General features: G+C 72.2%; 20 protein-coding genes. 9 read left to right on the top strand and 11 right to left on the bottom strand.

The window, feature by feature from the left end; genetic code table 11:
• Window positions 1–105: 105 nt before the first annotated feature.
• The 4 genes from F6W97_RS26360 to F6W97_RS26345 all read right to left on the bottom strand — a co-directional run bounded on the left by F6W97_RS26360 (window position 106) and on the right by F6W97_RS26345 (window position 5,338).
• Complete coding sequence (locus F6W97_RS26360; RefSeq protein WP_155373210.1) at window positions 106–933, bottom strand: nucleotidyltransferase family protein; 828 nt, start codon at window positions 931–933, stop codon at window positions 106–108.
• Window positions 930–1,475 carry an NUDIX hydrolase gene (locus tag F6W97_RS26355; RefSeq protein ID WP_155373209.1) on the bottom strand — a complete coding sequence of 182 codons (546 nt, stop codon included), beginning with the start codon at window positions 1,473–1,475 and terminating at the stop codon, window positions 930–932. Before F6W97_RS26355 ends, F6W97_RS26360 begins: the two co-directional genes overlap by 4 nt.
• Complete coding sequence (locus F6W97_RS26350; RefSeq protein ID WP_407924609.1) at window positions 1,472–3,412, bottom strand: RelA/SpoT family protein; 1,941 nt, start codon at window positions 3,410–3,412, stop codon at window positions 1,472–1,474. The genes F6W97_RS26355 and F6W97_RS26350 overlap by 4 nt, the downstream gene beginning before the upstream one ends.
• 198 nt (window positions 3,413–3,610) lie before the next feature.
• Window positions 3,611–5,338, bottom strand: a complete 1,728-nt coding sequence (locus F6W97_RS26345) for a DEDD exonuclease domain-containing protein (RefSeq protein ID WP_407924612.1) — start codon at window positions 5,336–5,338, stop codon at window positions 3,611–3,613.
• Between the two features lie 119 nt (window positions 5,339–5,457).
• Here F6W97_RS26345 and F6W97_RS26340 point away from each other — a divergent pair, with 119 nt between their 5' ends.
• The 3 genes from F6W97_RS26340 to F6W97_RS26330 all read left to right on the top strand — a co-directional run bounded on the left by F6W97_RS26340 (window position 5,458) and on the right by F6W97_RS26330 (window position 9,719).
• Entirely contained in the window at window positions 5,458–6,822 is a 1,365-nt protein-coding gene (locus F6W97_RS26340) for an NYN domain-containing protein (protein WP_155373207.1), read from the top strand.
• A gap of 169 nt (window positions 6,823–6,991) precedes the next feature.
• Window positions 6,992–8,233, top strand: coding sequence for a M48 family metallopeptidase (locus F6W97_RS26335; protein WP_155373206.1), 1,242 nt, complete (start codon window positions 6,992–6,994; stop codon window positions 8,231–8,233).
• 355 nt (window positions 8,234–8,588) lie between these two features.
• Window positions 8,589–9,719 (top strand): glycosyltransferase family 4 protein, encoded by a 1,131-nt coding sequence (locus tag F6W97_RS26330; protein WP_155373205.1) that lies wholly within the window; start codon window positions 8,589–8,591, stop codon window positions 9,717–9,719.
• A 264-nt stretch (window positions 9,720–9,983) separates the two neighbouring features.
• Here the strand turns inward: F6W97_RS26330 and F6W97_RS26325 are convergent, their stop codons facing one another.
• From F6W97_RS26325 to F6W97_RS26295, 7 genes are all read right to left on the bottom strand, one after another.
• Complete coding sequence (locus F6W97_RS26325; RefSeq protein ID WP_155373204.1) at window positions 9,984–12,374, bottom strand: ATP-binding cassette domain-containing protein; 2,391 nt, start codon at window positions 12,372–12,374, stop codon at window positions 9,984–9,986.
• 143 nt (window positions 12,375–12,517) lie between these two features.
• Window positions 12,518–12,874, bottom strand: coding sequence for a VOC family protein (locus tag F6W97_RS26320; RefSeq protein ID WP_155373203.1), 357 nt, complete (start codon window positions 12,872–12,874; stop codon window positions 12,518–12,520).
• Between the two features lie 94 nt (window positions 12,875–12,968).
• Window positions 12,969–14,447, bottom strand: a complete 1,479-nt coding sequence (locus F6W97_RS26315; RefSeq protein WP_155373202.1) for a glutamate--cysteine ligase — start codon at window positions 14,445–14,447, stop codon at window positions 12,969–12,971.
• Window positions 14,448–14,592: 145 nt separating this feature from the next.
• The gene (locus F6W97_RS26310; protein WP_155373201.1) at window positions 14,593–15,111 is read right to left on the bottom strand and encodes an HIT family protein; all 519 of its coding nucleotides are present in this window, start codon (window positions 15,109–15,111) and stop codon (window positions 14,593–14,595) included.
• Window positions 15,111–15,782: a response regulator transcription factor gene (locus F6W97_RS26305; protein ID WP_120316171.1), complete on the bottom strand. Its 672-nt coding sequence runs from the start codon at window positions 15,780–15,782 to the stop codon at window positions 15,111–15,113. The genes F6W97_RS26310 and F6W97_RS26305 overlap by 1 nt, the downstream gene beginning before the upstream one ends.
• Before the next feature lie 54 nt (window positions 15,783–15,836).
• Window positions 15,837–17,552 (bottom strand): sensor histidine kinase, encoded by a 1,716-nt coding sequence (locus F6W97_RS26300; protein ID WP_155373200.1) that lies wholly within the window; start codon window positions 17,550–17,552, stop codon window positions 15,837–15,839.
• Window positions 17,533–19,317: an AMP-dependent synthetase/ligase gene (locus F6W97_RS26295; protein ID WP_155373199.1), complete on the bottom strand. Its 1,785-nt coding sequence runs from the start codon at window positions 19,315–19,317 to the stop codon at window positions 17,533–17,535. The genes F6W97_RS26300 and F6W97_RS26295 overlap by 20 nt, the downstream gene beginning before the upstream one ends.
• A 194-nt stretch (window positions 19,318–19,511) precedes the next feature.
• Between F6W97_RS26295 and F6W97_RS26290 the strand changes: the two genes are divergently transcribed.
• The 6 genes from F6W97_RS26290 (at window position 19,512) to F6W97_RS26265 (ending at window position 24,606) form a co-directional block, all read left to right on the top strand.
• A complete protein-coding gene (locus tag F6W97_RS26290; protein WP_155373198.1) occupies window positions 19,512–19,955 on the top strand; it encodes an SRPBCC family protein in 444 nt (147 codons plus the stop codon).
• A gap of 2 nt (window positions 19,956–19,957) precedes the next feature.
• Entirely contained in the window at window positions 19,958–20,500 is a 543-nt protein-coding gene (locus tag F6W97_RS26285; protein WP_155373197.1) for a hypothetical protein, read from the top strand.
• A gap of 123 nt (window positions 20,501–20,623) precedes the next feature.
• Window positions 20,624–21,568 (top strand): ROK family glucokinase, encoded by a 945-nt coding sequence (locus F6W97_RS26280; RefSeq protein ID WP_155373196.1) that lies wholly within the window; start codon window positions 20,624–20,626, stop codon window positions 21,566–21,568.
• Window positions 21,569–21,669: 101 nt separating this feature from the next.
• Entirely contained in the window at window positions 21,670–22,341 is a 672-nt protein-coding gene (locus tag F6W97_RS26275) for an endonuclease/exonuclease/phosphatase family protein (RefSeq protein ID WP_155373195.1), read from the top strand.
• A gap of 73 nt (window positions 22,342–22,414) precedes the next feature.
• Entirely contained in the window at window positions 22,415–23,827 is a 1,413-nt protein-coding gene (locus tag F6W97_RS26270; protein ID WP_230687003.1) for a flavin-containing monooxygenase, read from the top strand.
• Window positions 23,824–24,606 carry an alpha/beta hydrolase gene (locus F6W97_RS26265; RefSeq protein WP_155373194.1) on the top strand — a complete coding sequence of 261 codons (783 nt, stop codon included), beginning with the start codon at window positions 23,824–23,826 and terminating at the stop codon, window positions 24,604–24,606. Before F6W97_RS26270 ends, F6W97_RS26265 begins: the two co-directional genes overlap by 4 nt.
• Window positions 24,607–24,609: the final 3 nt, after the last annotated feature.

Here is a 24,609-nt window from a genome sequence, read left to right as displayed (position 1 = left end):
AGACTCCTCGCGTCGAGCATCTGTCGATCATGAAGTTGTGGCCACGACACGCCGTCGACCCGTGCCATAAGTTCATGATCGTTGTATCGGGGTTACGGGGTCATGTTATGCCGCGGGGACGGTGAGGTCGCGGCCTACCCGGATGACCTGGTGCAGGGTTTCGTGGGGGGCGACGTAGGCGCCGGGCCACAGGACGCAGTCGTGGACGGCGCCCTCGACGCGGGAGCCGTCGCCGAGGACGCTGCCGTGGGCCTCGCCGGTGACGAGCACGTCGTCGCCGAACAGGTTGGCGCCGCCGGCGGCGTCCAGGTTCGCGGCGAGGTAGTCGGCGGGCGTGCCGCAGTCCAGGTAGCGGCCCGGCAGCGCGACCACGTCCAGCCTTCCGGACAGCTCGGCCGGCCGCCAGGTGGTGCGGACCAGCTCGCCCGGCTTGTCGGGCAGCACCGCCACGTCGGCGGCGGGCAGCAGCGAAGCCCCCGCGAAGTTGTGGCCGCCGAACGGGTCGGGCAGCCCTGCCTTGACGCCGTGCATGCGTACCCGCGTGCCGTCCCAGCCGCGCAGCAGCGCCGCCAGGTCCTCGGGGGCGTCCGCGACGACGTACGCGTCGGCGTTGAGCACCAGCACCGAGCGCCCGTCGATCCAGGCGTTCAGGTTGGCCAGCGCCCCGGCGGTGCCCAGCGGCTCGGGCTCGAAGGACAGCCTGGCCCGGCCGTCGACGTGCTCGTCGATCTGCCCGGCCAGCCAGTGCGTGTTGACCGCGACCCGGTCCGGACCGGTCAGCCCGACCTCGGCCAGCCGGTCGAAGGTCCGGTCCAGCAGGGTCTGGTTGCCGACCGGCACCAGGGCCTTGGGTCGCAGCATGGTCAGCGGCCGCAGCCGGGTGCCCAGGCCGGCCGCCAGCACCACGGCGCAGACGTCGTCGGGGGCTCTCACCGCGCCACGTCCACGGTGTCGCGCAGGTGCGCCTCCGGGCCGATGCCGTAGTGGCCGAGCAGCCGGGCCGTCGCCGGGGTCACCACGGGCAGCTCGTCGACGGAGTGCCAGCGGGCCTCCCACACCTCGGCCCCGTCGACGCTGAGCGGGGTGTGGGCGGCGGGCACCCGAGCGGTGAAGACCATGTCGACCCAGTGCCCGCGGTGGTGCACCACCGCGTTCGGCACCGCCGGGCTGACCTGGTCCAGGGTGAGCTGGATGCCGGTCTCCTCGGCCGCCTCACGGCACGCGCCGGAGATCGGCGCCTCCCGCCGTTGCAGCAGCCCGGCGGGCAGCGTCCAGCCGCGTCCGGGCGGCTGGCGCAGCAGCAGGATGCGCTCGGGTCCGGCGGCCTCGCTGTCGAAGATGAGCACCACCGAGCCGACCGAGTAACGGGCCGTCACCAGCTTGACCATCCGGTTACGCCAGCGTGGCGGGATCCGGTAGAAGACGCCGTAGCCGAAGGAGACCAGTTTCAAGCGCAGCGGCGAGCGTCGGTTCACCTTGCCAGGCTAGTCGACGAGCGTCGCGGTGGCGTGTCAGCGGCCTCGCGGCGCGGGGCGACCACGTTCACCGGGGGCGTGCGGGCCGCGTCGTTCTGGTTGTCGACGCTGGCGATGAGCTGGTCGACGATGGTGTCCGCGGACACCCGGTGTTCGGCGACGGCGATCAGCAGCGTGTCGAGGTCGGGGTAGTCCAGCGCCTGGGCGAGGCTGATCAGGCGCTGCTCGTCGGCCAGCGCCCGGTCCCGGCGGCGCAGGGCCAGCCCGATCGCGGCCCGGCCCAGCTGCAGCCGGTCGCTGACGGTGCCCGCGGCGACCTCGGGCTCGGTGAAGCGGCGGCTGAGCCGCAGCCGCGCGTTGGGCGCCTTGACGAACTCCAGCCACTCCCGGCGCGGGCCGGGATGGTTGCGTGCCCGGCTGACCAGGATGTCCACCACGTCACCGTCGGTCAGCGTCGCGTTGAGCGGGGTCAGCACCCCGTTCACGGTCGCCGCGACACAGCGGTCGCCGGTGCGGGTGCCCAGCTCGTACGCCACGTCGACCGGGCTCGCGCCCTCGGGCAGCAGCAGCTGGCGTCCCCAGGCGAAGACCTGGATCTGCTGCTCGGCCAGGTCGCAGCGCAGCGTCTCGACGAACTGCACCGCGTCCGGGGCGGCCTGCTCCAGGTCCAGCGCGCGGCGCAGCCAGGCGTGCTCGCCGTGCTGGCGCGGGGCGGGCGCGACCTCCCGGGGGGCGGTGCGGCCGTTGAAGACCCGCAGCGCCCCGCTGCGCCGCGACGGGCGGACCGGGTAGCGGAACGGGGCGACCACGCCGTACTCCACCGCGCGGTGCATCTGCTCGGTGCGGATCAGCACCTCGACCATCTGGTCGCCGGGGCCCAGCACCGTGGTGTGCAGCGAGCGGTAGAGGTTGTTCTTGGGCGCGGCGATGAAGTCCTTGAACCGGCCGGGGATCGGCTTCCACTGCTGGTGCACCGCGCACAGGGCGGCGTAGCAGTCGGGGTCGTCGCCGTCGAGGATCACCACGATGCGGGGCAGGTCCATCGGCACCGGGCTGCCCGCCTGCTGGGTGTCCTTCCAGATGGAGTAGTAGTGCCGCGGGCGCGGCTTCACCCGGCCGTCGAGCTTCTCCCGGCGCAGCGCGCCGCCGCCCAGGGTGACCAGGTTCTGCACGTAGTCGTTCCAGTCCGGCCGGTTGGAGACCATGCCGTCGATGCGCTCGTATTCCTCCGGGTCGAGGAAGAGCAGCACCTTGTCCTCGAGTTCGCGCTTGAGCGCCTGGATGCCGAGCCGGTCGCACAGCGGCACCAGCACCTCGCGGGTCGCCCCGGCGATGCGGGCGCGCGAGGCCGCCGAGCGGGCGTCGAGGGTCTGCATGTTGTGCAGCCGGTCGGCGAGCTTGATGACGAGCACCCGGATGTCCTGCCCCGCGGCGACGATCATCTTGCGGATGGTCTCGGCCTCCGCGCGGGCGCCGAAGTGCGCCTTGTCGAACTTGGTGACCCCGTCGACCAGGTGCGCGACGTCCGGGCCGAAGTCCGCGCGCAGCTGGGCCAGGGTGTAGCTGGTGTCCTCGACCGTGTCGTGCAGCAGCGCCGCGGCCAGCGTGGTGCCGTCCATGCCGAGGTGGGCCAGGATCTCCGCGACGGCCAGCGGGTGCGTGATGTAAGGATCGCCGCTCTTGCGCATCTGGCCGCGGTGCATGCGCTCGGCGACCAGGTAGGCGCGGCGCAGCAGGGCGACGTCGGAGCCGGCATGCACCTGGTGGTGCGCCTTGATCAGGGCGGTGACCGGGTCGACGGGCGCGGCGGACCGCTCCCGCGCGTTCGGCCAGCTGAGCATCGCTCGGAGCCGGGTGGTGAGCATGCTCTCACCGGCCCGGCCGGTTACCGGAATCCCCGCTGCCACCGTGGCGGCTTCCGCGTCCACTGAGGACACCCCCCTCACCGCGTGGAGGTGGAGCGCCGTGTGGCACGTACGCGGCTCCGACGCCCCGTCACGACTGCCCACTTCCGAGAGATCTCTGGATATCGCTCCATAGCCTAGTAACGAACGTCGTGGCCGAATGGTCAAGACCTTTCATGCGTTCGGTCAAGTAATGGCCGAACGGGCATGCCGACAGTACCGTCGCGGGGGCTAGCGTGCCGTCTGGAGGAGCATCTTCCAGCGGGCCGCGCCGCGGGCCGGGGAGGCCCAGCCCGACGTGGCCTCCACCAGGCGGGTCTCCGGGCGTTCGAGCCAGTCCAGGATCCGCTCGGTCTCCTCAGGCGTGGCCGCGGGCGTCGGGCCGGGCGCGGCGAGCACCGTCTCGGCGGTCGGCCGCAGCACGTCGAGGGTCCGTCGCGGATGGACGCCCGGCTCCGCGGTCGCCGCGGCGGCCAGCCGGCCCCGCCGCACGATGGCGATCTCCCACGCGTTGCGCTCCGTGCGCCGGGCCGCGATCAGCTCCTCGATCGAGGTGAGGGCGGACAGGCGCTGCATGCGCACGGCCGCGCGCAGGAACGCGGCGAGCCGGTCGCGCACCGCGGCGGCGTCCTCGTAGCGCTGGGCGTCGGACAGCTTGCGGATGCGGGCCAGCAGCGGGTCCACCACCGCGTCCGGGTCGCCGTCGAACGCGGCCCGCAGCGGGGCGGCAGCCTGCGCGTCGTACTCCTCGACGCTGATCGCCAACTGGCAGGGGGCCGGGCACTTGCCCAGCTCGGCGAGCGCGCACGCGGGCGAGGCCTTACGCGCCGACAGCTTCGGCGTGCACTGGCGCAGCGGCAGCGCCTCGTGGATCGCGTCCACCGCGGCCTGGGCCGTGGCCCGCCCGGCGAACGGCCCCAGGTAGGACGCGCCGTCGGCGGTCAGCTGCCGGACCACGGACAGCCGGGGGAAGGCCTCCGCGGTCAGCTTCAGCCACTGCACCCGCTCCGGGTGCTTGGAACGCCGGTTGTACGGCGGCGCGTGCGCCGCGATCAGCCGCAGCTCGCGTACCTGCGCCTCCAGCGCGTGGGCGCACTCGACGGCGTCCACCCGCACTGCCGCGCCGAGCATCTCCTTGATCCGGGCGCGCCGCTCGGCGGCGGTGAAGTAGCTGCGCACCCGGGTGGCGATGTCGTTCGAGGTGCCCACGTAGAGCGGGCGGTCGTCGGCGGCCCGGAACAGATACACCCCCGGCGCGTGCGGGAGGTTCTCGGCCAGGTGCTTCTTGGCGCGCTGGACGGGCGCGACCGCCTTGACGAACTCGATGGTGTCGCCCAGCGTGTGCACCTTGTGCCCGCCGAGCCGGGCGATCAGCGCGTGCAGCACCCCGACGGTGGCCCGCGCGTCGTCCATCGCCCGGTGGTTGGGCTGGTCGCCGACCCGGAAGTAGGCGGCCAGGGTGCCCAGCTTGTTGTTGGGCACCTCGTCGCGCAGCAGCACCCGGCGGGCCAGCGCGACCGTGTCCACCACGCGCGGGTTGGGCCACCGGTAGCCGTGCGCGGCGCAGGCCGCCTTGAGGAAACCGGTGTCGTACGGCGCGTTGTGGGCGACCAGGACCGCGCCGGCCAGGAACTCCAGCAGCGAGGGCAGCACGGCCTCGATCGGGGGCGCCTCGATCGTCATCGCGGTGGTGATGCCGGTCAGCACGGTGATGAACGGCGGGATCGGCACTCCGGGGTTGATCAGCGTGCCGAAGGAGCCCAGCTCCTCGCCGCCGCGGACCTTGACCGCGCCGATCTCGGTGATGCCGCCGCCGTCGGGCGCGCCGCCGGTGGTCTCCAGGTCGAGCACCACGAACGTGGTGTGCCGCAGGTCCAGCTGCAGTGGATCGGCCAGCATGCCGTCGAGGGTCGGCTGTTCGAATCGGTCACTCGGCGCGGCGGGGCGCGCGGACGGCACCTGGGACGGGGACGGCACAGACGGGACGCTAAACGTCCGGTACGACATGGGTGGTCGGCGAGGACGCCGAGCCGCGAACCTGAGCGACAAGATCGGCAAGTCGGTGGAACACTAGGACCATGTCAGCCGCTGAACTTTCGTTCGATGCCTCCTCCGGGGACCCGGTGGGGGCGGCTGACTTCGTGCCCGAGCCGATCCTGCCCGAGCCCATCCGCCAGCGGGTGGTCACCCTGGCCGCGGCGGTGCTGACCGCACTGCCCAACGACGAGATGCCGATCGCGCTACGCAAGGTCGCGAAATTCGCGCCCAACCGCCGGGCGCGGCTGGGCGGGGCGGCGATCGCGGCGCAGCTCACCGCCGACTCGGTGTTCCGGCAGCGGATCAGCACCCGGGTGCTGGCCGAGGCAGGCGAGCTGGGCACGGCGGTGCTCGGCGGCATGGCGCCGGCCGCCGCCGACCCGATCGAGGTCGCCGCGCTGGCCTACCTGGCCCGGCCGGAGGGCTGGCGCGAACTGCTCGACGCCGCCGGCCAGGCGGTCGTCGCCGAGGCGGAGAGCACGGCCGTCGCCGAGCACATCCGCGACGCCGAGACGCGGGCCGCCCGCGCCGAACACGACCGGGCCGTGGCCCGGGTCGAGGCCGACAAGCTGCGCGACGAGCTGGCCCGGGTACGCGACGAGCTGGGCCAGCTGCGCGAGGAGGCCCGCGCGAGCGGCAAGGCGCTGCGCGACACGCAGGCCCAGTTGAAACGCGCCAACGAGCTGCTCTCGGTGGAGAAGGGCCGGGCCGCCAAGGGCCACGGCGACCACGAGGCCGAGTTGCGCCGGTTGCGGGCCAGGCTGTCCGACGCCGAGGCGGCGGCGGGCGACGCGCGCCAGGCGGCCCGCGACACCCGGGCCGTCGACGAGGCGCGGCTGTGGCTGCTGCTGGAGACCATCGGGCAGGCCGCCGTGGGGCTGCGCCGCGAGCTTGCCCTGGACCCGGCGAAGGTGCTGCCGGGCGACACGGTCGCGGCGGCGTACGCCGACATGGCCGGCGCTCCCACCGCGACCAACCGGGCCCAGGACGCCGACGACCCGGCCCGGCTGGCCCAACTGCTGGCCCTGCCCAAGGCGCACCTGGTCGTCGACGGCTACAACGTGACCAAGCGCGGCTTCGCCGAGATGTCCCTGGAGCAGCAGCGCAACCGGCTCGTCACCGGCATGGGCGGGGTGGCCGCGCAGACCGGGGCCGAGGTGACCGTCGTCTTCGACGGGGCCGAGCGGGTGCACGGCCTGCCCGCCCCGCCGCGCGGCGTGCGCGTGCTCTTCTCCCGCAAGGGCGAGACCGCCGACGAGGTGATCCGCCGCCTGGTCCGCGCCGAACCGCCGGGCCGCCCCATCGTCGTGGTCTCCTCCGACCGCGAGGTCGCCGACGGCGTACGCCGCCACGGCGCCTACCCCATGAACTCCGAATCCCTCGTCCGCCGCCTCACCCGCAGCTGACCCGGGTCCGTCCGTCCGGCCGTGCCCGGCCTGCAGTTTCGGGGAAAGTGCCGGAATGCAGGCTTCGATTCGAGCAGTTTCCCCGAAACTGCAGCAAGCCGAGTGGGTGCTGCCCCGGTGGGAGGCGCGGGGTCGGGGTCGTCGGCGGGGGCGGGCTTAGGATCGGGCGATGACGGTGCGGGGTTGGGCCTGGCTGGCGTTGGTCGTCCTATGTGCGGCGTTGGCCGTGGCGGTGCTGGTGCCGTGGCACCGGCCGCCCGCGCCGCGGGCCGACCAGCTCGCCGCGCTCGCCGAGCTGCCCGCGGACCGGGTCGCCAAGGCGCGCGAGCTGCGGGGCGAGCTGCGCTGGATCACGTACCCGGCGATGCTGGTCGGGCTGGCGGTGGCGCTCGTGCTGGGGCTGACCCCGCTCGGCTCCTGGCTGGTGGGGCTGGTGCCCGGACCGTGGCTGGCCAAGGTGCTCGGCGGCGGGCTGCTGGTGCTGCTGACCGCGGATCTGATCACGCTGCCGTTCGCGGCGTGGCGGCACACCGTCGCCGTCCGCTACGGGCTGTCCACACAGGACTGGGCCGGCTGGGCCGTCGACCTGCTCAAGGGGTACGCCGTCGGCGCGGTGCTCGGCGCGGTCGCCCTGCTGGGCTTCTACGGCCTGACCAGACTGGCGCCGAACTGGTGGTGGGCGTTCGGCGCGGTCGGCGCGGCCGCGCTCGTGGTGCTGCTCAGCTTCGTGTTCCCGGTGCTGGTCGAGCCGGTCTTCAACAAGTTCACGCCGATGGCCGACGGGCCGCTGCGCACCGAGCTGATGGAACTTGCCCAGCGCGACGGGGTGCCGGTGCGCGACGTGCTCGTCGCCGACGCGTCCCGGCGCACCACCGCGCTCAACGCGTACGTCAGCGGTATCGGCCCGACCCGGCGCATCGTCGTCTACGACACGCTGCTGCGCGAGGCCCCGCAGTCGGAGGTGGTCGCGGTCGCCGCGCACGAGCTGGGGCACGCGAAACGCGGTGACGTGGTGATCGGCACGGTCATCGGCGCGCTCGGTGCCGCGATCTTCGTGGTCGGGTTGTACCTTCTCGGCGCGTGGACCTGGTTGCTGCACCGGGCCGGGGTCGAGTCGATCGCCGAACCGCGGGCCATCGGGCTGCTGCTGGCGATCGCCACGGTGGGCGGGCTGCTGGCGGGGCCGGCGCAGGCGTACGTGTCCCGATTGATCGAGGCGCGGGCCGACGAGCACGCGCTGGAGCTGACCGGCGACCCGGCCGGGTTCGAGCAGATGCAGGGCAGGCTGTCCCTGGTCAACCTCGGCGACCCGGACCCGCCCACCTGGGAGCAGGCCCTGTTCGGCAGCCACCCCACCACCGTGGAACGCATGGCCGCGGCCCGCGCCTACGCCCGCGACCACGGCCGCTGACCGACCGGTCCGCGCCGCGCTCGCGGGTCTGCGCCGCGCTCGCGGGTCTGCGCCGCGCTCGCGGGTCTGCGCCGCGCTCGCGGGTCTGCGCCGCGCTCGCGGGTCTGCGCCGCGCTCGCGGGTCTGCGCCGCGCTCGCGGGTCTGCACGCGCGCGGGTCTGCACGCGCGCCGGTCTGCACTGCGCTCGCCGGGCCGCATGGCGCTCGCCGGTCGGCGTCTGCTGGGCCGGGGTTGGCGGGGCCGGTTCAAGATCGGCGTTTGGTGTCATGATCTGCGGTCCGGCCGCAGATCATGACACCAAACCGCGATCTCGGCGTTGCCGGGCGGCGATCGCAGGCCCGGTAGGCTGCGCGGATGCGCACGCTGCTGGTGACCAACGACTTCCCGCCCCGCCCCGGGGGCATCCAGCAGTTCCTGCACAACCTCGCGATCCGCCAGCCCGACGGCGAGCTCGTCGTCTACGCCTCGACCTGGCGCGACCCGAAGCCGTTCGACGCCGAGCAGCCGTACCCGGTGGTCCGGGACCGGACCGGGGTGCTGCTGCCCACACCGCGGGTGGCCCGACGGGTCGCCGAACTGGCCCGGGCTGAGGGCTGCGACCGGGTCTGGTTCGGCGCGGCCGCACCGCTCGGGCTGCTGGCCCAGGGCCTGCGCAGGCGGGCCGGGGTGCAGCGGGCGGTGGGCATCACCCACGGACACGAGATCGGCTGGGCGGCGCTGCCCGGTGCCCGCAGCGCGCTGCGCCGGATCGCCGACGGCAACGACGTGCTCACCTACCTCGGCGAGTACCAGCGGGTGCGGCTCGCGAAGGCGCTGGGGGAGCGGACCAGCCTGCAGCGGCTCGCGCCGGGCGTCGACTCGGCGATGTACCACCCCGACGTGGACGGCGCGTCCGTGCGGGCCAGGCACGGGCTCACCGGCCGTCCGGTGATCGTGTGCGTGTCCCGGCTGGTGCCGCGCAAGGGCCAGGACACGCTGGTACGCGCGCTTCCCCTGGTCCGCAAGGCGATCCCGGACGCGGCCCTGCTACTGGTCGGCGGGGGACCGCACCGGCCGACAGTGCAGCGGCTGGCCCGTGAGCTGGACGTGGCCGACCACGTGGTGCTGACCGGCTCGGTGCCGTGGGCGGAGCTGCCCATGCACTACGCGGCCGGGGACGTCTTCGCGATGCCGTGCCGCACCCGCAACGGCGGACTCGACGTGGAAGGGCTCGGCATCGTCTACCTGGAGGCGTCCGCGGTGGGCCTGCCGGTGATCGCCGGCGACTCCGGCGGCGCGCCGGACGCGGTCCGCGAGGGCGAGACCGGCTTCGTGGTGCCCGGCCGCGACGTGGACGTGCTCGCCGCGCGGCTGGTCGAGCTGCTGTCTGACGAGGCGCTGCGGGCCAAGATGGGCGCGGCGGGCCGGGCCTGGGTCGAGCAGGAGTGGGGCTGGGACCTCCAGGCCCGCCGCCTGCGCACTCTGCTCGCCGGAACCGAGGACTAGCCGCCGTCACGACGCGGCAGCCCTCGAAGCGCCGCGCCGAAACCAGCCCGGTGACGCCCGCCAACCCAGCGCCCGCCAACCCAGCGCCCGCCAACCCAGCGCCCGCCAACCCAGCGCCCGCCAACCCAGCGCCCGTCGCCCCGTCCGGCGAGCCGTCCTACCTGCCGCAACTCTTAACGAGTCGCGCCTTCCCGGCACGCCGGAGGCCGCAACTCTTTAAAAGTTGCGGCCTCTGGGGCGGGTGGGCGGTCCGGGCGGGCGGGGTCAGGCGGCGACGTACTCGGCGAGGTGCTTGGCGGTGAGGGTGGTGCGGGCGGCGACGAGGTCGGCGGGGGTGCCTTCGAAGACGATCTTGCCGCCGTCGTGGCCTGCGCCGGGGCCGAGGTCGATGATCCAGTCGGCGTGGGCCATGACCGCCTGGTGGTGCTCGATGACGATGACCGACTTGCCGGAGTCGACGATCCGGTCGAGCAGGCTGAGCAGGTGCTCGACGTCGGCCAGGTGCAGGCCCGTGGTCGGCTCGTCGAGCACGTACACGCCGCCCTTCTCGGCCATGTGCGTGGCCAGCTTGAGCCGCTGGCGCTCGCCGCCGGACAGCGTGGTCAGCGGCTGGCCGAGGCTGAGGTAGCCGAGCCCGACGTCGGCGAGCCGGGCGAGGATGGCGTGCGCGGCCGGGGTGCGGGCCTCGCCGTCGCCGAAGAACGCCTCGGCCTCGGTCACCGACATCGCGAGCACCTCGCTGATGTCGCGGCCGCCGAAGCGGTACTCCAGCACCGAGGCGTCGAACCGCTTGCCCTCGCACTCCTCGCAGACGGTGGCCACCCCGGCCATGATCGCCAGGTCGGTGTAGATGACCCCGGCGCCGTTGCAGGTGGGGCATGCGCCGTCGGAGTTGGCGCTGAACAGCGCCGGCTTCACGCCGTTGGCCTTCGCGAACGCCTTGCGGATCGGCTCCAGCAGGCCGGTGTAGGTCGCCGGGTTGCTGCGCCGCGAGCCGCGGATCGCGCCCTGGTCGATCGACACCACGCCCGCGTCGGCCGGGATCGAGCCGTGTACCAGGGAACTCTTGCCGGAGCCGGCCACGCCCGTGATGACGGTGAGCACGCCGAGCGGCAGGTCGACGTCGACGTCGCGCAGGTTGTTGGCCTTCGCGCCGCGGATGGGGAGGCTGCCGGTGGCGGTGCGCACCTTCTCCTTGAGGGTGGCCCGGTCGTCGAGGTGGCGGCCGGTGAGGGTGTCGCTGGCCCGCAGCTCCGCCACGGTGCCCTCGAAGCAGACGGTGCCGCCGCCGGTGCCCGCGCCGGGGCCGAGGTCGACGACGTGGTCGGCGATGGCGATCGCCTCCGGCTTGTGCTCGACGACGAGCACCGTGTTGCCCTTGTCGCGCAGGCGCAGCAGCAGGCTGTTCATGCGCTGGATGTCGTGCGGGTGCAGGCCGATGGTGGGCTCGTCGAAGACGTACGTGACGTCGGTGAGCGAGGAGCCGAGGTGGCGGATCATCTTGGTGCGCTGCGCCTCGCCGCCCGACAGCGTGCCCGCGGGCCGGTCCAGGGACAGGTAGCCCAGGCCGATCTCCACGAACGAGTCGAGGGTGTGCTGCAGCTTGGCCAGCAGCGGGGCGACCGACGGCTCCTTGAGGCCGCGGACCCAGTCGGCCAGGTCGCTGATCTGCATCGCGCAGGCGTCGGCGATGTTGACCTTGCCGATCTTGGACGAGCGCGCCGCGGCGCTCAGTCGGGTGCCCTCGCAGTCGGGGCAGGTGCCGAACGTGATCACCCGTTCCACGAAGGCACGGATGTGCGGCTGCATCGCCTCGACGTCCTTGGCCAGCATCGACTTCTGGATCTTCGGGATCAGGCCCTCGTACGTCAGGTTGATGCCCTCGACCTTGATCTTGGTCGGCTCCCGGTGCAGCAGGTCGTGCAGTTCCTTCTTGGTGAACTTGCGGATCGGCTTGTCCATGTCGAAGTAGCCGCTGCCGCTGAAGATGCGGCCGAACCAGCCGTCCATGCTGTAGCCGGGGATGGTCAGCGCGCCCTCGTTGAGCGACTTGCTGTCGTCGTACATCGCGGACAGGTCGAAGTCGCTGACCCGGCCCATGCCCTCGCAGCGCGGGCACATGCCGCCGGTGATGCTGAAGCTGCGCCGCTCCTTGGTGGTGGTGCCGCCCTTCTCGATGGTGACCGCGCCCGCGCCGCTGATCGACGCGACGTTGAACGAGAACGCCTGCGGGGAGCCGATGTGCGGCTTGCCGAGCCGGCTGAACAGGATGCGCAGCATCGCGTTGGCGTCGGTGGCGGTGCCGACGGTCGAGCGGGCGTTGGCACCCATCCGCTCCTGGTCGACGATGATCGCGGTGGTCAGCCCGTCGAGCACGTCGACGTCGGGCCGGGCCTGCGTCGGCATGAAGCCCTGCACGAAGGTGCTGTAGGTCTCATTGATCATCCGCTGCGACTCGGCGGCGATGGTGCCGAAGACCAGCGAGCTCTTGCCGGAGCCGGACACGCCGGTGAACACCGTGAGGCGGCGCTTGGGCAGCTCGACGCTGACGTCCTTGAGGTTGTTCACGCGCGCGCCGTGCACGCGGATCAGGTCATGGCTGTCGGCGGCGTGCAGCTCAGACGACGGCGTGTCCGCCTTCTTGGCCTTGCTCATCGTGTCTCCATCTGTCGGGGGCGGGCCGCCTGCGCGGCCGTGGTCGGCGTCACCGGGCTCGATCCCACCGGCGTCGAGCAGCGCGCCTGATCGTCCTCAGCCGCAGACCATACGGCCTGCGGCTGACGGTTTCCGTGAGGCGCTCAGCTGTCCTGGAGCAGCCCGAGCACGTTGCCGTCGGGGTCGGTGACGGTGGCCACCAGCCGGCCGCCGCCCACGTCGTGCGCGGCCTCCTTCAGCGTCGCGCCCGCCGCGGTCACCTCGGCCAGTTTGGCTTCGATGTCGGCCACGTGCCAATAGGCCACCGGCGAGGTCATGCCCTGGGGCCCGCCGCCCGGCACCAGCCCGATCTGCTGACCGGCGGCCTCGAAACCGACGTAGTAGGGCGAATCGGCCGTCGGCTCCATGCCGAGCAACGCGGAGTACACGGCTTTGGCCGCCGCGAGGTCCGACACGGGGTGCAACACGGTCATGATTCCCTGGGTGGGCGAGCCGGTCATGGCATCTCCTGAAGTCGAGGCAGTGCTTACGTCGGTCACTCTAAGTGACCTCGTGGGCGGGCTGCTTCTCGAAACGTGACCGGTTCGGCCCGGCTCACTCCTCGCGGGGCCACTCGTGCACGGGGATGTTCTCGTGCATGTGGCGCATGTAACGCAGCAGCATCTCGCGCAGCGCCTCCGGCCGGTCCATGCCGCCGCGCTCCAGCCGGTGCACGGTGTCGATCTGCCAGGTCGCGCCGTTGCGGCGGAGCAGGCAGCGCTGCTCGATGATGCCCAGCAGCCGGTCGCGCTCGCGCGAGTCGACGCCCCAGCTCTCCAGGCCCTGGTGGGCCAGCGGCAGCAGCCGCCGCAGCACCAGCTCGTACGCGCTGACGTAACCGAGGTCGGGCCAGAACAGGTGGGCGCCGATGCCCTGCCGAGCGCCGGTGTAGAAGTTCTGGTCGGCCTGCCGGAACGGCATCCGGGACCACACCGGCAGCCCGCCCTCGGCCAGCGTGCGCACCAGGCCGAACCAGAACGCGGCGTTGGCCATGGTGTCGACGACGGTGGGGCCGGCCGGCAGCACCCGGTTCTCGACGCGCACGTGCGGCATGCCGTCGGACACGTCGTACACGGGGCGGTTCCAGCGGTAGATGGTGCCGTTGTGCAGGCGCAGCTCGGTCAGCTCGGGCACCTCGCCACCGGCGAGCTGATCGGCGGGGTCGTCCTCGGTGCTGATCGGCAGCAGCGCGGGGAAGTAGCGGACGTTCTCCTCGAACAGGTCGAACACCGAGGTGATCCAGCGCTCGCCGAACCAGACCCGGGGGCGTACCCCCTGGGTCTTGATCTCCTCGGGGCGGGTGTCGGTGGCCTGCTTGAACAGGGGGATGCGGGTCTCGTGCCACAGTTCGTGCCCGAACAGGAACGGCGAGTTGGCCGCGATGGCCAGCTGCACCCCGGCGATGGCCTGGGCGGCGTTCCAGTACGCCCCGAACTGCGCCGGGCTGACCTGCAGGTGCAGCTGGGCGCTGGTGCAGGCGGCCTCGGGGGCGATGGTGTCCGCGGTGACGGTGAGCGGGTCCGGCCCGTCGATGCTGATCCGCAGGTCCTCCCCGCGGGCGGCGAACACCTGCTCGTTGATGAGCGCGTAGCGGGGGTTGGCCGACAGCGACGCCTCGGTCAGGTGCTCCGGCCGCAGCGTCGGCAGGATCCCGATCATCGCGGTGTGCGCGCCGACCGTGCGGGCCTTGCCCTCGGCGGCGTTCAGGCTGGCCCGGATCTGCTCCTCGTACGCGGTCAGCCCGCCTCCGGCCAGCTCCCGCGGCGGGATGTTGATCTCGATGTTGAACTGGCCGAGTTCGGTGACGAAGGCCGGGTCGGCGATGGCGGCGAGCACGTCGGCGTTGCGCATGGACGGGTGGCCGGTCGCGTCGACGAGGTTGAGTTCGATCTCCAGCCCGGTGAGCGGTCGCTCGAACTCGAACTGGGACTCGCCCAGCATCAGCGCGAACACGTCCAGGCACCGGCGGACCTTCTCCCGGTACTGCGCGCGGTCCGCGCGGGTGAAGACGTGCTGCTGCACCTTCTCGCCCATCGGGCGCTCACCGCCCCTCAGGATCTTTCGCTAATGTCCCACAGATCCCTGCCCGGCGGGAGCAGGACGGAAACATGCGGAGCCCGCTGCTGACACGAAAGGGGCCCGGCCGCAGCGCGGTCGGGCCCCTTTCGGGCGTATCGGCTCAGGCCAGGCGGGCCAGTTCGGCCGTGATGGCCTCGCGGAGCTGGTCGTACTCCTCCGCCTTCGGGGAGACGAGGGTGTCGTGCTCCTCGGCGAAGCGCACCTCGTTCGGGTACCTCCACACGGGAGCGTCGCGGAACTCGCGCGCCTCCCACGAGTAGCGGGGGTGGATGTGCGCGTGCAGGTGGTGCAGCGAGTTGCCGAGGATCTCGTAGTTGAGCCGGCGGAACGCGGGGTCGAAACCGTTGCAGGCGGCGAAGACCGCCTCACCGAGCAGGCCCATGTCGGCCAGGAAGTCCGCCCGCTGGGTGCGGGTCAGGTCGGTGAGGTGGTCGGCGCCGTCCACGTCGGACAGCAGCACGCAGTAGCCCGGCAGGTGCTGCGTGTCGCCGAAGACGGCGTACCCGCTGTTGAGCTTGGCCATGACGAGGGGGTTGTCGCCGCGCCGGGCAGCACCCAGCCGGTCGGTCCGCCAGTCGGTGAGCAGCTCGTCGCCGCTGGCGTGGGCGTGCCGCCCCATCAGGACAGGTTCGGGGCGTCGGGCGCCTGCAGCAGGCCGAGGCGCAGCGCGGTCATCAGGGCCTGGGCGCGGTTGGCGGCGCCCAGCTTCTCGTAGAGCTTCGAGATGTGCGTCTTGGCCGTCGACTCGCTGACGAACAGCTGCTTGGCGATGCCGGACACGCTCATGCCCTCGGCGAGCAGCTTGAGCACCTGGCCCTCACGGGGGCTCAGCTGCGGGCCGCTCGGGGTCAGCCGGCGCTTCATGGCCTCGGCCAGGTCCGCGGCGGTGAACGCGCTGGGCGCGCTGGCCGCGTGGCGGGCCGCCGCGACGACCTCGTCGGCCGGGGCGGTCTTGGGCACGAACGCGCTGGCACCGGCCTCCAGCGCACCGAAGAGCTGGTCGTCGCCGGCGTACATGGTCAGCACCACGATGCCCATGGTCGAGCTGGACTTGCGCAGCGTGCGGGTGGCCTCCAGGCCGCTGCCGTCGGGCAGGCGGAGGTCCATGATCACCACGTCGGGGTGCAGGGCGCCGGCCTGGCGAACCGCCTCGGCCGCGGTGCTGGCCTCGCCGACGACCTCGAACTGGCGGTCCCGCTCGAATGCGTGGCGAAGCCCCTTGCGGATCAGGTCATGATCATCGACGAGCAGGACTTTGGTGCGCCCTGTCGGCACAGTACTGGTAGACATGCCCGCTTTTCTCCCCTTCTGGCACCCGCGCTCTGGCTGTGCGGGTGACACACGTTATCGCGCCGCCCGGCCCTCTTGTCGAGAGGAACCGCCCACGACCACGGCGACGGTGGTGCCCACCGGGTCTCGAGGCCTGATCTCGAGTCGGCCCCGGATACGTTCCGCCCTCTCTGCCATGATCGCAAGACCGTAGCGTCCGTCCGTACGCTCATCGGGTATGCCCTTGCCGTCGTCGGACACTTCGATCAGGCCGTACGGCGGGTCAACGGTGCAGGTCACCCATAGATTCGCGGCATTCGCATGCTTTCGGGCGTTGGTGATCGCCTCCTGGGCGATCCGCAGCAGTTCGGACTCGATCGAGGCCGGCAGCCGGCCCGCCTCGTCCAACGACAGGTTCACCTTCAGCCCGGCCTGGTTGCCCGAGATCCGGGCGAACTCCGCGATGGCCGCGGTGAGCCCGCCGTGCCGGTCCACCTCGCTGCGCAGCTCGAACAGGCTCAGCCGCAGCTCGGTGATCACCCGGGTGATCTCAGCCCGGAGCACGCGCAGCTCCTCGGCGGTGTCCTCGGCCCCCTCGGGCAGCATGGCCTTGGCGTTGTCCACGCCGTACCCGATCATCACGAGTTCCTGGGCCACGCCGTCGTGGATCTCGCGGGCCAGCCGCTGGCGCTCCTCGTTCGTGGCGATCGAGCGGACCTCCTCGAACAGCAGCGCGGCCTCCAGCCGCAGCGCCGCCGGGGTGGCCGCGGAGACGATCCGGCCGGTCAGCGCCGGCGGGTAGCCGTTCGTGCCGTCGCGTTCCAGGGCCACCAGGCCCACCGTGCGCACCCCGGCGATCAGGGGCACCACCAGGGCCGAGACCGGCCCGGTCTGGTCGAAGGAGCGCAGCTGGGAGCGCCCGGAGACCTGCGGCTGCTGGCTGGCCCACGCGTCGGCGATGGCCGAGTCGGCGTCGAGGCTGGTCTCCCAGGCGGCCCGGGTCGAGGTGTCGTCGGCCTCCACGCCGAACTGGGCGAGCACCACCAGGCGGCCCGCGCCGCTGGCGGCCAGCACCGCGGCCCGCTGGGGCCGCCCGATCGGGCGCAGCTCCTCCAGCAGGTGCTCGGCGATGCTGCCCGGGTCCAGGGTCGCGCCGGGCAGCTGGCGGGCCACCTGGCGCAGCTGGGTGAGCAGGCGGGTGGCCTCCGCGTACGGCTGGGGGGTGCGGCGGATCAGCGCGGCCCGCTGCATGGCGCCGGTGGTGATGGTGCCGACCGCGGCCAGGATCAGCCACTGCGCGCAGGCCGCCAGGTAGCCGAAGTGGCTCAGCTGCCGGGTGCCGTCCGGCAGCACGGTCAGCCAGCCCGCCACGGCCAGCGTCAGCGCGGCGGCGCTGAGCAGCCCCGCCGACTCCAGCGGGCGGTGGTTGAGCATCGCCGCGGTGATCGGCACGGCCAGGTAGGGCAGGATCGCCGAGGCGCCCGCGCCGTCCGAAAGCGAGTACATCTGGTCGGCGGCCAGCGCGACGGCGCTCGCGCCCAGGCCGACCAGCACCGTCTCGGCGAACCGGCCCAGCGGTGCGAGCACGTTGTGCCGGGGCGTGAGCACGCCCGGCAGCCCGGCCAGCGCCAGCAGGGCGACCCAGCGCAGCTCGGACCAGTCCTTGGTGGCCGCCATGATCAGCACGCCCACCAGCAGCAGCATGGTGCCGCGCACGGCGACCGCGATCAGCTGTGAGGCCGGGATGCGCCGCAGGCGGCGCTTCGGGCGCTCAGCGGTGGTAGATGTCATTGATCTCCTCCGCGTACTCCTTCATCACGACCGCGCGCTTGACCTTCAGCGACGGGGTCAGTTCGCCGGTTGCCTCGGTGAAGTCACGGGGCAGGATCGTGAAGACCTTAATGCCCTCGGCCGCCGACACGGCCTTGTTGGCGTCGGTGACCGCGGCCTGGATCTCGGCGCGCAGGTCGGCGTCGTCGACCAGGTCCGAAACGGGCGTGTCCGGACGGTCGCGTGCGGACAGCCAGCCCGGCAGCGCCTCGGGGTCGATGGTGACCAGCGCGGCGATGAACGGCTGCCGGTCACCGACCACCATGCACTGGCTGACCAGCGCGTGGGCGCGGACCCGGTCCTCCAGCACGGCCGGCGCGACGTTCTTGCCGCCCGCCGTCACGATGATCTCTTTCTTGCGCCCGGTGATGCGCAGGAAGCCGTCGTCGTCCAGCGAGCCCAGGTCTCCGGTGTGGAACCAGCCGTCGGCGTCGATCGCCTCGGCGGTGGCCGCCGGGTTGTTCCAGTAACCGGGGAAGATGACCTCGCCGCGGGCGAGGATCTCGCCGTCGTCGGCGATGGCGACGGTCACCCCGGGCAGCGGCTGGCCGACGGTGCCGATGCGCTGCGCGTTCGCCCGGTTGAAGGTGATCGCGGGCGAGGTCTCGGTCAGCCCGTACCCCTCCAGCACGTTGAGCCCGACGCCGCGGAAGAAGTGGCCCAGCCGGTCGCCCAGCGGCGCGCCGCCGGAGATCGCGCTGTGGCAGCGCCCGCCCAGGGCGGCCCGCAGCTTGCCGTAGACCAGCTTGTCGAAGACCGTGTGCTTGATCTTCAGGCCCACACCGGGGCCGGAGGGCGTCTCCAGGGCCTGGCTGTACGCGATCGCGACGGCCTCGGCCCGGTCGAAGATCGCGCCCTTGCCGGAGCCGTGCGCCTTCTGCCGCGCGCTGTTGTAGACCTTCTCGAACACCCGCGGCACGCTCAGCAGGAACGTCGGCTGGAACGCGCCCAGGTCCTCGACCAGGTTCTTCACGTCGGCGGTGTGGCTGGTGCGCACCCGGCCCTGCACCACGCCGATCTGCAGCAGCCGGGCGAACGCGTGCGCCAGCGGCAGGAACAGCACCGTCGAGGAGCCCGGCTGGAACAGGATGTCCAGGGCCGGGATGGCGTTGCCGATGTCGGAGAGCATGTTGCGGTGCGTCAGCACGCAGCCCTTGGGCCGGCCGGTGGTCCCGGAGGTGTAGACGATGGTCGCCGGGTCGTCGGCGCTGCCCGACTTGCGCCGCGTCTCGATCTCGGCCGCGTCGACGCTCTCACCCCGGGTGACCAGCGTGGACAGGTCCCCACCCTCGATCTGCCACAGCCGCAGCAGGCCAGGGGCCGCCTCGCGCACCGTGGCGGTGTGCGCCGCGGTCTCGGTGAAGCAGGCCACCGCGCCGGAGTCGGCCAGGATCCACTGCACCTGCTCGGCGCTGGAGGTCTCGTAGATCGGCACGGTGACCGCGCCGCACGCCCAGATCGCGTAGTCGATCAGCGTCCACTCGAACCGGGTGCGGCTCATCAGCGCCACCCGCTCGCCGGGCTGCACACCCGCGGCGACCAGGCCGCGCGCCATGGCCACCACCTCGGCGTGGAACTCCGCACAGGTGACGTCCGCCCAGCCGGTCCCCGCGCGGCGGGAGAACTGCACCAGCTGGGGCGTCTGTGCCGCGTTGTCCCACACCGGGTCGGTCAAGCGGTCGGTGTCGTCGACGATCACCGCCGGGGCCTGCGAAAACTGCCGCACCAAACGCTCCTTGAGCTGCTCGTTCGGGCATCTGGCGCGTCCGCGCCGCCCGGCGGCAAGCGCCGCTGCCGCCCCCGGCACTGTAGAACGTCGTCCCGGTCCCACTGCAAACGCTGTCCCTGTTCCGACCGGTTGCCACGCGTCCGTCGTGGCGGGTCGGCTATGCCCCGGCCGCTACGGGTAGCCTGCTGTTCATGGCGGAATCCTCCTCCCAGTCGATCGTGATCAACGCCGACCCGGCTCGCATCGCCGAGGTCATCTGCGACTACCCCTCGTATCCCCGGTGGACCCAGGCCATCAAGGCCGCTGAGGTGCTCGAGGAGTACGAGGACGGTTATCCGGCCACCGTGCGCTTCGTCATCGACGCGGGCATCGTGCAGGACGAGTACACGCTGCACTACGACTACGCCGAGGACATCTCGCGGATCGAGTGGCACCTGGTCGCGCCGTCCAAGATGCAGAAGGCGCAGGACGGGTCCTATGACATCACCGACAACGGCGACGGCACCTGCACGGTGACCTACACGCTGTCGGTGGACCTCTCGATCGGCATGCTCGGCATGTTCAAGAAGAAGGCCGAGAAGGCGATCATGGATACCGCCCTGAAGGAGCTCAAGAAGCAGGTCGAGGCGGCCTGAGCATGGACATCTCACCGGGCACGGCCCGAGAGGAGGCGGAGCGGCTGGTGGCGGCGGTGCTCGCCGCCGCGACGCTGGCTGCCAACGCCAATCCGCACCTGGCCACGGGCTCGCCCGAGTGCTGCGTGTGTCCACTCTGCAAGGTGATCGCGGCGGTCCGCGACCCCGATCCGGAACTGGTGGAGCGGGTCGCGACCGGAGCCGGCGACCTGGCCGCCGGCCTGGCCAGCTTCATGCGCAGCGTGTCCACGCACCGTCCCGGCGATGCGGCATGGCGCGACGCCACGGCGCACCCGGGCGCGGGTGAGGGCGCACCTGCGGGCGGGAGCGCAGCCGCGGATGAGGGTCCGGAGGGTGCCGCCTCGGCGGACGCCCCGCCTGCCCGGCCGATGGCCAAGAAGGCGGTCAAGAAGATCGTCAAGAAAGTTGTCACTAACCCGACACCGTCTGTTTCCGAACCCGAAACACCCCCGTCACCCGTACGGGTTAAAGCAGCAAAAAAGGCCGTTCGCAAGGCTGAGCCGCACCCGCCGCCGGAGTTGTGAGACCGATCTTCGGCGGGCGACGCTCGCCGGGGGTCCTTCCGGCGTTAGGGTGTTGCCCAAGTAGCACGGCGTGGCTCCCCAAAAGCGTCACCGCCGGCAAGCCCAGCAAGAAAGGGTTCGGCCGTGGCACTCACCATCGGCGTGGACATCGGTGGCACGAAGGTGCTCGGCGGTGTGGTCGATCCTGACGGCACCGTGATCGCGACATGCCGTCGCGACACCCCGGCCGGCGACGTCGCCGCGACCCGGGACGTGATCATCGATGTGGTGAAGGATCTGTCCGCCGAGCATTCGGTGGACGCGGTCGGCATCGGCGCCGCCGGATGGATTGACGCGACCCGGTCGACGGTGCTCTTCGCACCGAATCTGGCCTGGCGTGACGAGCCGCTGCGCGACTATGTCGCCAAGGCGGTGAACCTGCCCGTCGTGGTGGAGAACGACGCGAACGTGGCGGCGTGGGCGGAGTTCCGCTACGGCGCGGCGGCCGACGCCGAGGACTCGATGGTGATGTTCACCGTCGGCACCGGCATCGGCGGCGGCATCGTGCTCGGCGGCGCACTCGTGCGCGGCGCGCACGGCATCGCAGCCGAGATCGGGCACATGCTCGCGGTGCCCGACGGTCACGTCTGCGGGTGCGGCCGGCACGGCTGCATCGAGCAGTACGCCAGCGGCAACGCCCTGGTCCGTTTCGCCCGCGCGGGTGCGCAGGCCGAGCCGGAGCGGGCGGCCCTGCTGCTGGGCAAGGCCGACGGCAAGGTGGAGAACATCACCGGTCCGATCGTCACCGCGGCGGCCCAGGCCGGCGACGAGATCGCGATCGACGCGTTCACGCAGATCGGCTACTGGCTCGGCCAGGGCCTGGCTGACCTGGTCCAGATCCTGGACCCGCAGGTCCTCGTGGTCGGCGGCGGCGTCATCGACGCCGGCGACCTCCTGATGACCCCCGCCCGCCAGTCCTACCTCGACAGCCTCGCCCAACGAGGCCGCCTCCCGGTGGCCGAACTCCGCGCCGCCAAGATGGGCAACGTGGCCGGCCTGGTCGGCGCCGCGGATCTGGCGCGCCTGTAGCCGCTTCACCGCGATGATCATGAACTTATGGCAAGGCTCGACGGCGTGTCGTAGCCATAACTTCATGATCATCGTGGCGGGGGTGGGGCATGCTGGGCGGCATGTCGCTGCGGGTTGTGTCGTACAACGTGCATTCGCTGCGGGATGATCTGTCTGCGCTGTCGGCGGTGGTGCGGGAGCTGGCCCCGGACGTGCTGATCGTGCAGGAGGCGCCCCGGCGCTGGCGGTGGCGGACCAAGTGCGCCGAGCTGGCCGCGTCGTTCGGGATGTACATGGCCGCCGGGGGTATGCCCAGCCTGGGTAACGTGATCATGACCAGTCTGCGGGTGCGGGTGCTGGAGCAGTGGTGCATGCGTTATCCGCTGACCCCGGGCCGGCACATGCGGGGGGCGTGCTTCGCGCGGCTGGAGGTGCCGGGGCGGGCGCCGTTCGTGGTGGTCGGGTCGCACCTGTCGACCGACGACGCCGAGCGACCGGCCCAGGCGGCGCTGCTCAAGCCGGCGCTGGCGCTCGACGACCCGGTGATCGTGGGGCTGGACCTCAACGAGACCCCCGACGGCGACTCCTGGCAGCTGCTCACCGATCGGCTGGCCGACGCCGCGGCGCTGGCCGACCTGGAGGACCGGCACACCTTCCCGACCCCGAACCCGAACCGGCGGATCGACGCGATCCTCCTCGACCCGCGCCTGGAGCTGCGGCGATACCAGGTCGACACGTCGGACGCGGCGGACCGGGCCAGCGACCATTACCCCCTGGTCGTCGACATCGTCTAGGAATCCGCGCTTTACAACCTCTGCCGCAAACGGGAAAGATGCTCAGCGTCTTACCTAGTGGTGGAGGTCGTGGGTGACGTATTCGGCCGGTTACGGCGATCCCGAGCAGGGTGCCCCCGCGACGGCGTGGCGGGACGGCTGGCCGGTCTACGACCGCAGCGGCACGGTCTGCGTCATCGGCGCGGGGCCCAGCGGGTTGACCGCGATGAAGAACCTCAAGGAGCACGGGTTCGGCGTCGACTGCTACGAGCGCGACACCAGCGTCGGCGGCGCCTGGAACTGGCGGCACGACCGCAGCCCGGTGTACTCCAGCACGCACCTGATCTCCTCGAAGCCGTTCAGCCAGTTCCCGGACTTCCCGATGCCGGACAGCTGGCCGGACTACCCCAAGCACACCCAGGTGCTGGAGTACCTGGAGCACTACGCCGACCACTTCGACCTCAAGCCGCACATCTGGTTCGGCACCGAGGTCGTCAAGGTCGAGCCGGCCGAGGGCGAGCGCTGGGACGTGACCACGCGCAGCACCGGCGGCTACGGCGGCGAGCGCATCCACCGGTACGCGGCGGTGGTCATCGCCAACGGCCACAACTGGTCCCCGAAGCGCCCCGAGTACGAGGGCCTGGAGGACTTCAAGGGCGAGGTCATCCACGCCGCCCAGTTCAAGGACGCCGCTCAGCTGCGCAACAAGAAGGTCCTGGTCATCGGGGCCGGCAACACCGGTTGCGACATCGCGGTGGAGGCGGCCCAGCAGGCCGCCCGCTGCTGGCACTCGACCCGGCGCGGTTACTGGTACACCCCGAAGTACACCCTGGGCCGCCCGGCCGACCAGGTGAACGACCTGATGCTGTGGCTGAAGCTGCCGCTGCGGGCCCGGCAGTTCCTGGCCCACCGGACGCTGAAGTCGACCGTCGGCGACCTGACCCGGTTCGGCCTGCCCAAGCCCGACCACAAGATCTACGAGACGCACACCATCGTCAACAGCCAGCTGGTCTACCACCTGGGCCACGGCGCGGTCTCGCCGGTCGGCGACGTGGCGCGCTTCCACCGCCACAGCGTGGAGCTCAAGGGCGGCGAGGTGATCGAGCCGGACCTGGTCGTGCTGGCCACCGGCTACCACCCGTCGTTCGAGTTCATCGACGGCAGCCTGCTCGGCGTCGACGCGCAGGGCCGCCCGCGGCTGGCCATGCACGCCTTCCCCAGGCGCCAGCCGACGCTGGCCGTGGCCGGGCTGCTGCAGCCGGACTCGGGGCTGTTCCCGCTGGTGCATTGGCAGATGGTGGCGTTCGCCCGGATGCTGCGGGTGCGCGAGGCGGCCCCGGCGAAGGCGGTCGCGGTGCAGCGCCGCCTGGAGTCGGAGCTGGACCGCCGGTGGACCTCGGCGAAGGTGAAGGACTCGACCCGGCACTGGTTCGAGATCAGCCACACCACCTACCTCAAGGCCATCCAGCGCCTGCTCGACGAACTCAGCCTGGAGGGGGCGAAGTGAAGGTCCTGCGCGCCCGCGAGTGGGCGTTCCCGATCGCGCCGGTACGCCGTGAGGTGCGCCGCGCCACCCCCGAGCTGGACGAGGGCAAGCCGCCCGTGCTGTTCGTGCCCGGGTTCGGCCACGGCGCGTGGGCGTTCGCCGAGCACTGGCTGGAGCACACCGCCGACCGCGGCTTCCCGGCGTACGCGGTGAGCCTGCGCGGCCACGGCGACAGCGCGAAGGCGCCGAAGGCCACGCTGCGGGCGTACGCCCACGATGTGGCTCAGGTCGCGGCCTCCCTGCCGCGCCGCGCGGTGATCGTGGGGCACGGGGCCGGCGCGCTGGTCACCGCGCATGCGCTGGCGCGTTACCCGGCGCGGGCCGCGGTGCTGCTGTCGCCGGTCTTCGGCGGGGCGGGCACCGCGCTGCGCAACCCGATGCTCAGCCTGCCGGCGCTGTTCGGCGGGGGCCTGCGCCTGCCCGCCGGGCAGCTGTTCAGCCGCGAGCTGCCGGCCAACGCCGCCCGCGGGTACGCCGCCCGCCTGGGCCGGGCCTCGACCCGTGCCCAGTGGCAGCTGCTGCGCGGGCGCACCCCGCAGCCGCCGGTGGGCGACCCGCCGGTGCTGGTGGTGGGCAGCCCTGACGACCGCATCGTGTCCGACACCGCGCTGCGCCGGGTGGCCCGCGGCTACGGCGGCGCGCCGCTGCTGTTCCCGGGCATGGGCCACGACCTGATGCTGGACACCCGCTGGCGCGAGCCGATCGACGCGATCCTGGACTGGCTGGAGAAGTCGGCCTGAGGC

Source organism: Catellatospora vulcania (assembly GCF_009720385.1).
Lineage (GTDB): Bacteria > Actinomycetota > Actinomycetes > Mycobacteriales > Micromonosporaceae > Catellatospora > Catellatospora vulcania.
This window is presented reverse-complemented; position numbering and strand designations above follow the sequence as displayed.

What these genes read in the sequence shown, in the direction of transcription:
- F6W97_RS26305 (WP_120316171.1), bottom strand. Translation starts at nt 15,782, where the DNA reads ATGTCTACCAGTACTGTGCCGACAGGGCGCACCAAAGTCCTGCTCGTC.
- F6W97_RS26275 (WP_155373195.1), top strand. Translation starts at nt 21,670, where the DNA reads ATGTCGCTGCGGGTTGTGTCGTACAACGTGCATTCGCTGCGGGATGAT.
- F6W97_RS26320 (WP_155373203.1), bottom strand. Translation starts at nt 12,874, where the DNA reads ATGACCGGCTCGCCCACCCAGGGAATCATGACCGTGTTGCACCCCGTG.
- F6W97_RS26325 (WP_155373204.1), bottom strand. Translation starts at nt 12,374, where the DNA reads ATGAGCAAGGCCAAGAAGGCGGACACGCCGTCGTCTGAGCTGCACGCC.
- F6W97_RS26335 (WP_155373206.1), top strand. Translation starts at nt 6,992, where the DNA reads ATGACGGTGCGGGGTTGGGCCTGGCTGGCGTTGGTCGTCCTATGTGCG.
- F6W97_RS26285 (WP_155373197.1), top strand. Translation starts at nt 19,958, where the DNA reads ATGGACATCTCACCGGGCACGGCCCGAGAGGAGGCGGAGCGGCTGGTG.
- F6W97_RS26290 (WP_155373198.1), top strand. Translation starts at nt 19,512, where the DNA reads ATGGCGGAATCCTCCTCCCAGTCGATCGTGATCAACGCCGACCCGGCT.
- F6W97_RS26330 (WP_155373205.1), top strand. Translation starts at nt 8,589, where the DNA reads ATGCGCACGCTGCTGGTGACCAACGACTTCCCGCCCCGCCCCGGGGGC.
- F6W97_RS26340 (WP_155373207.1), top strand. Translation starts at nt 5,458, where the DNA reads ATGTCAGCCGCTGAACTTTCGTTCGATGCCTCCTCCGGGGACCCGGTG.
- F6W97_RS26315 (WP_155373202.1), bottom strand. Translation starts at nt 14,447, where the DNA reads ATGGGCGAGAAGGTGCAGCAGCACGTCTTCACCCGCGCGGACCGCGCG.
- F6W97_RS26300 (WP_155373200.1), bottom strand. Translation starts at nt 17,552, where the DNA reads ATGACATCTACCACCGCTGAGCGCCCGAAGCGCCGCCTGCGGCGCATC.
- F6W97_RS26310 (WP_155373201.1), bottom strand. Translation starts at nt 15,111, where the DNA reads ATGGGGCGGCACGCCCACGCCAGCGGCGACGAGCTGCTCACCGACTGG.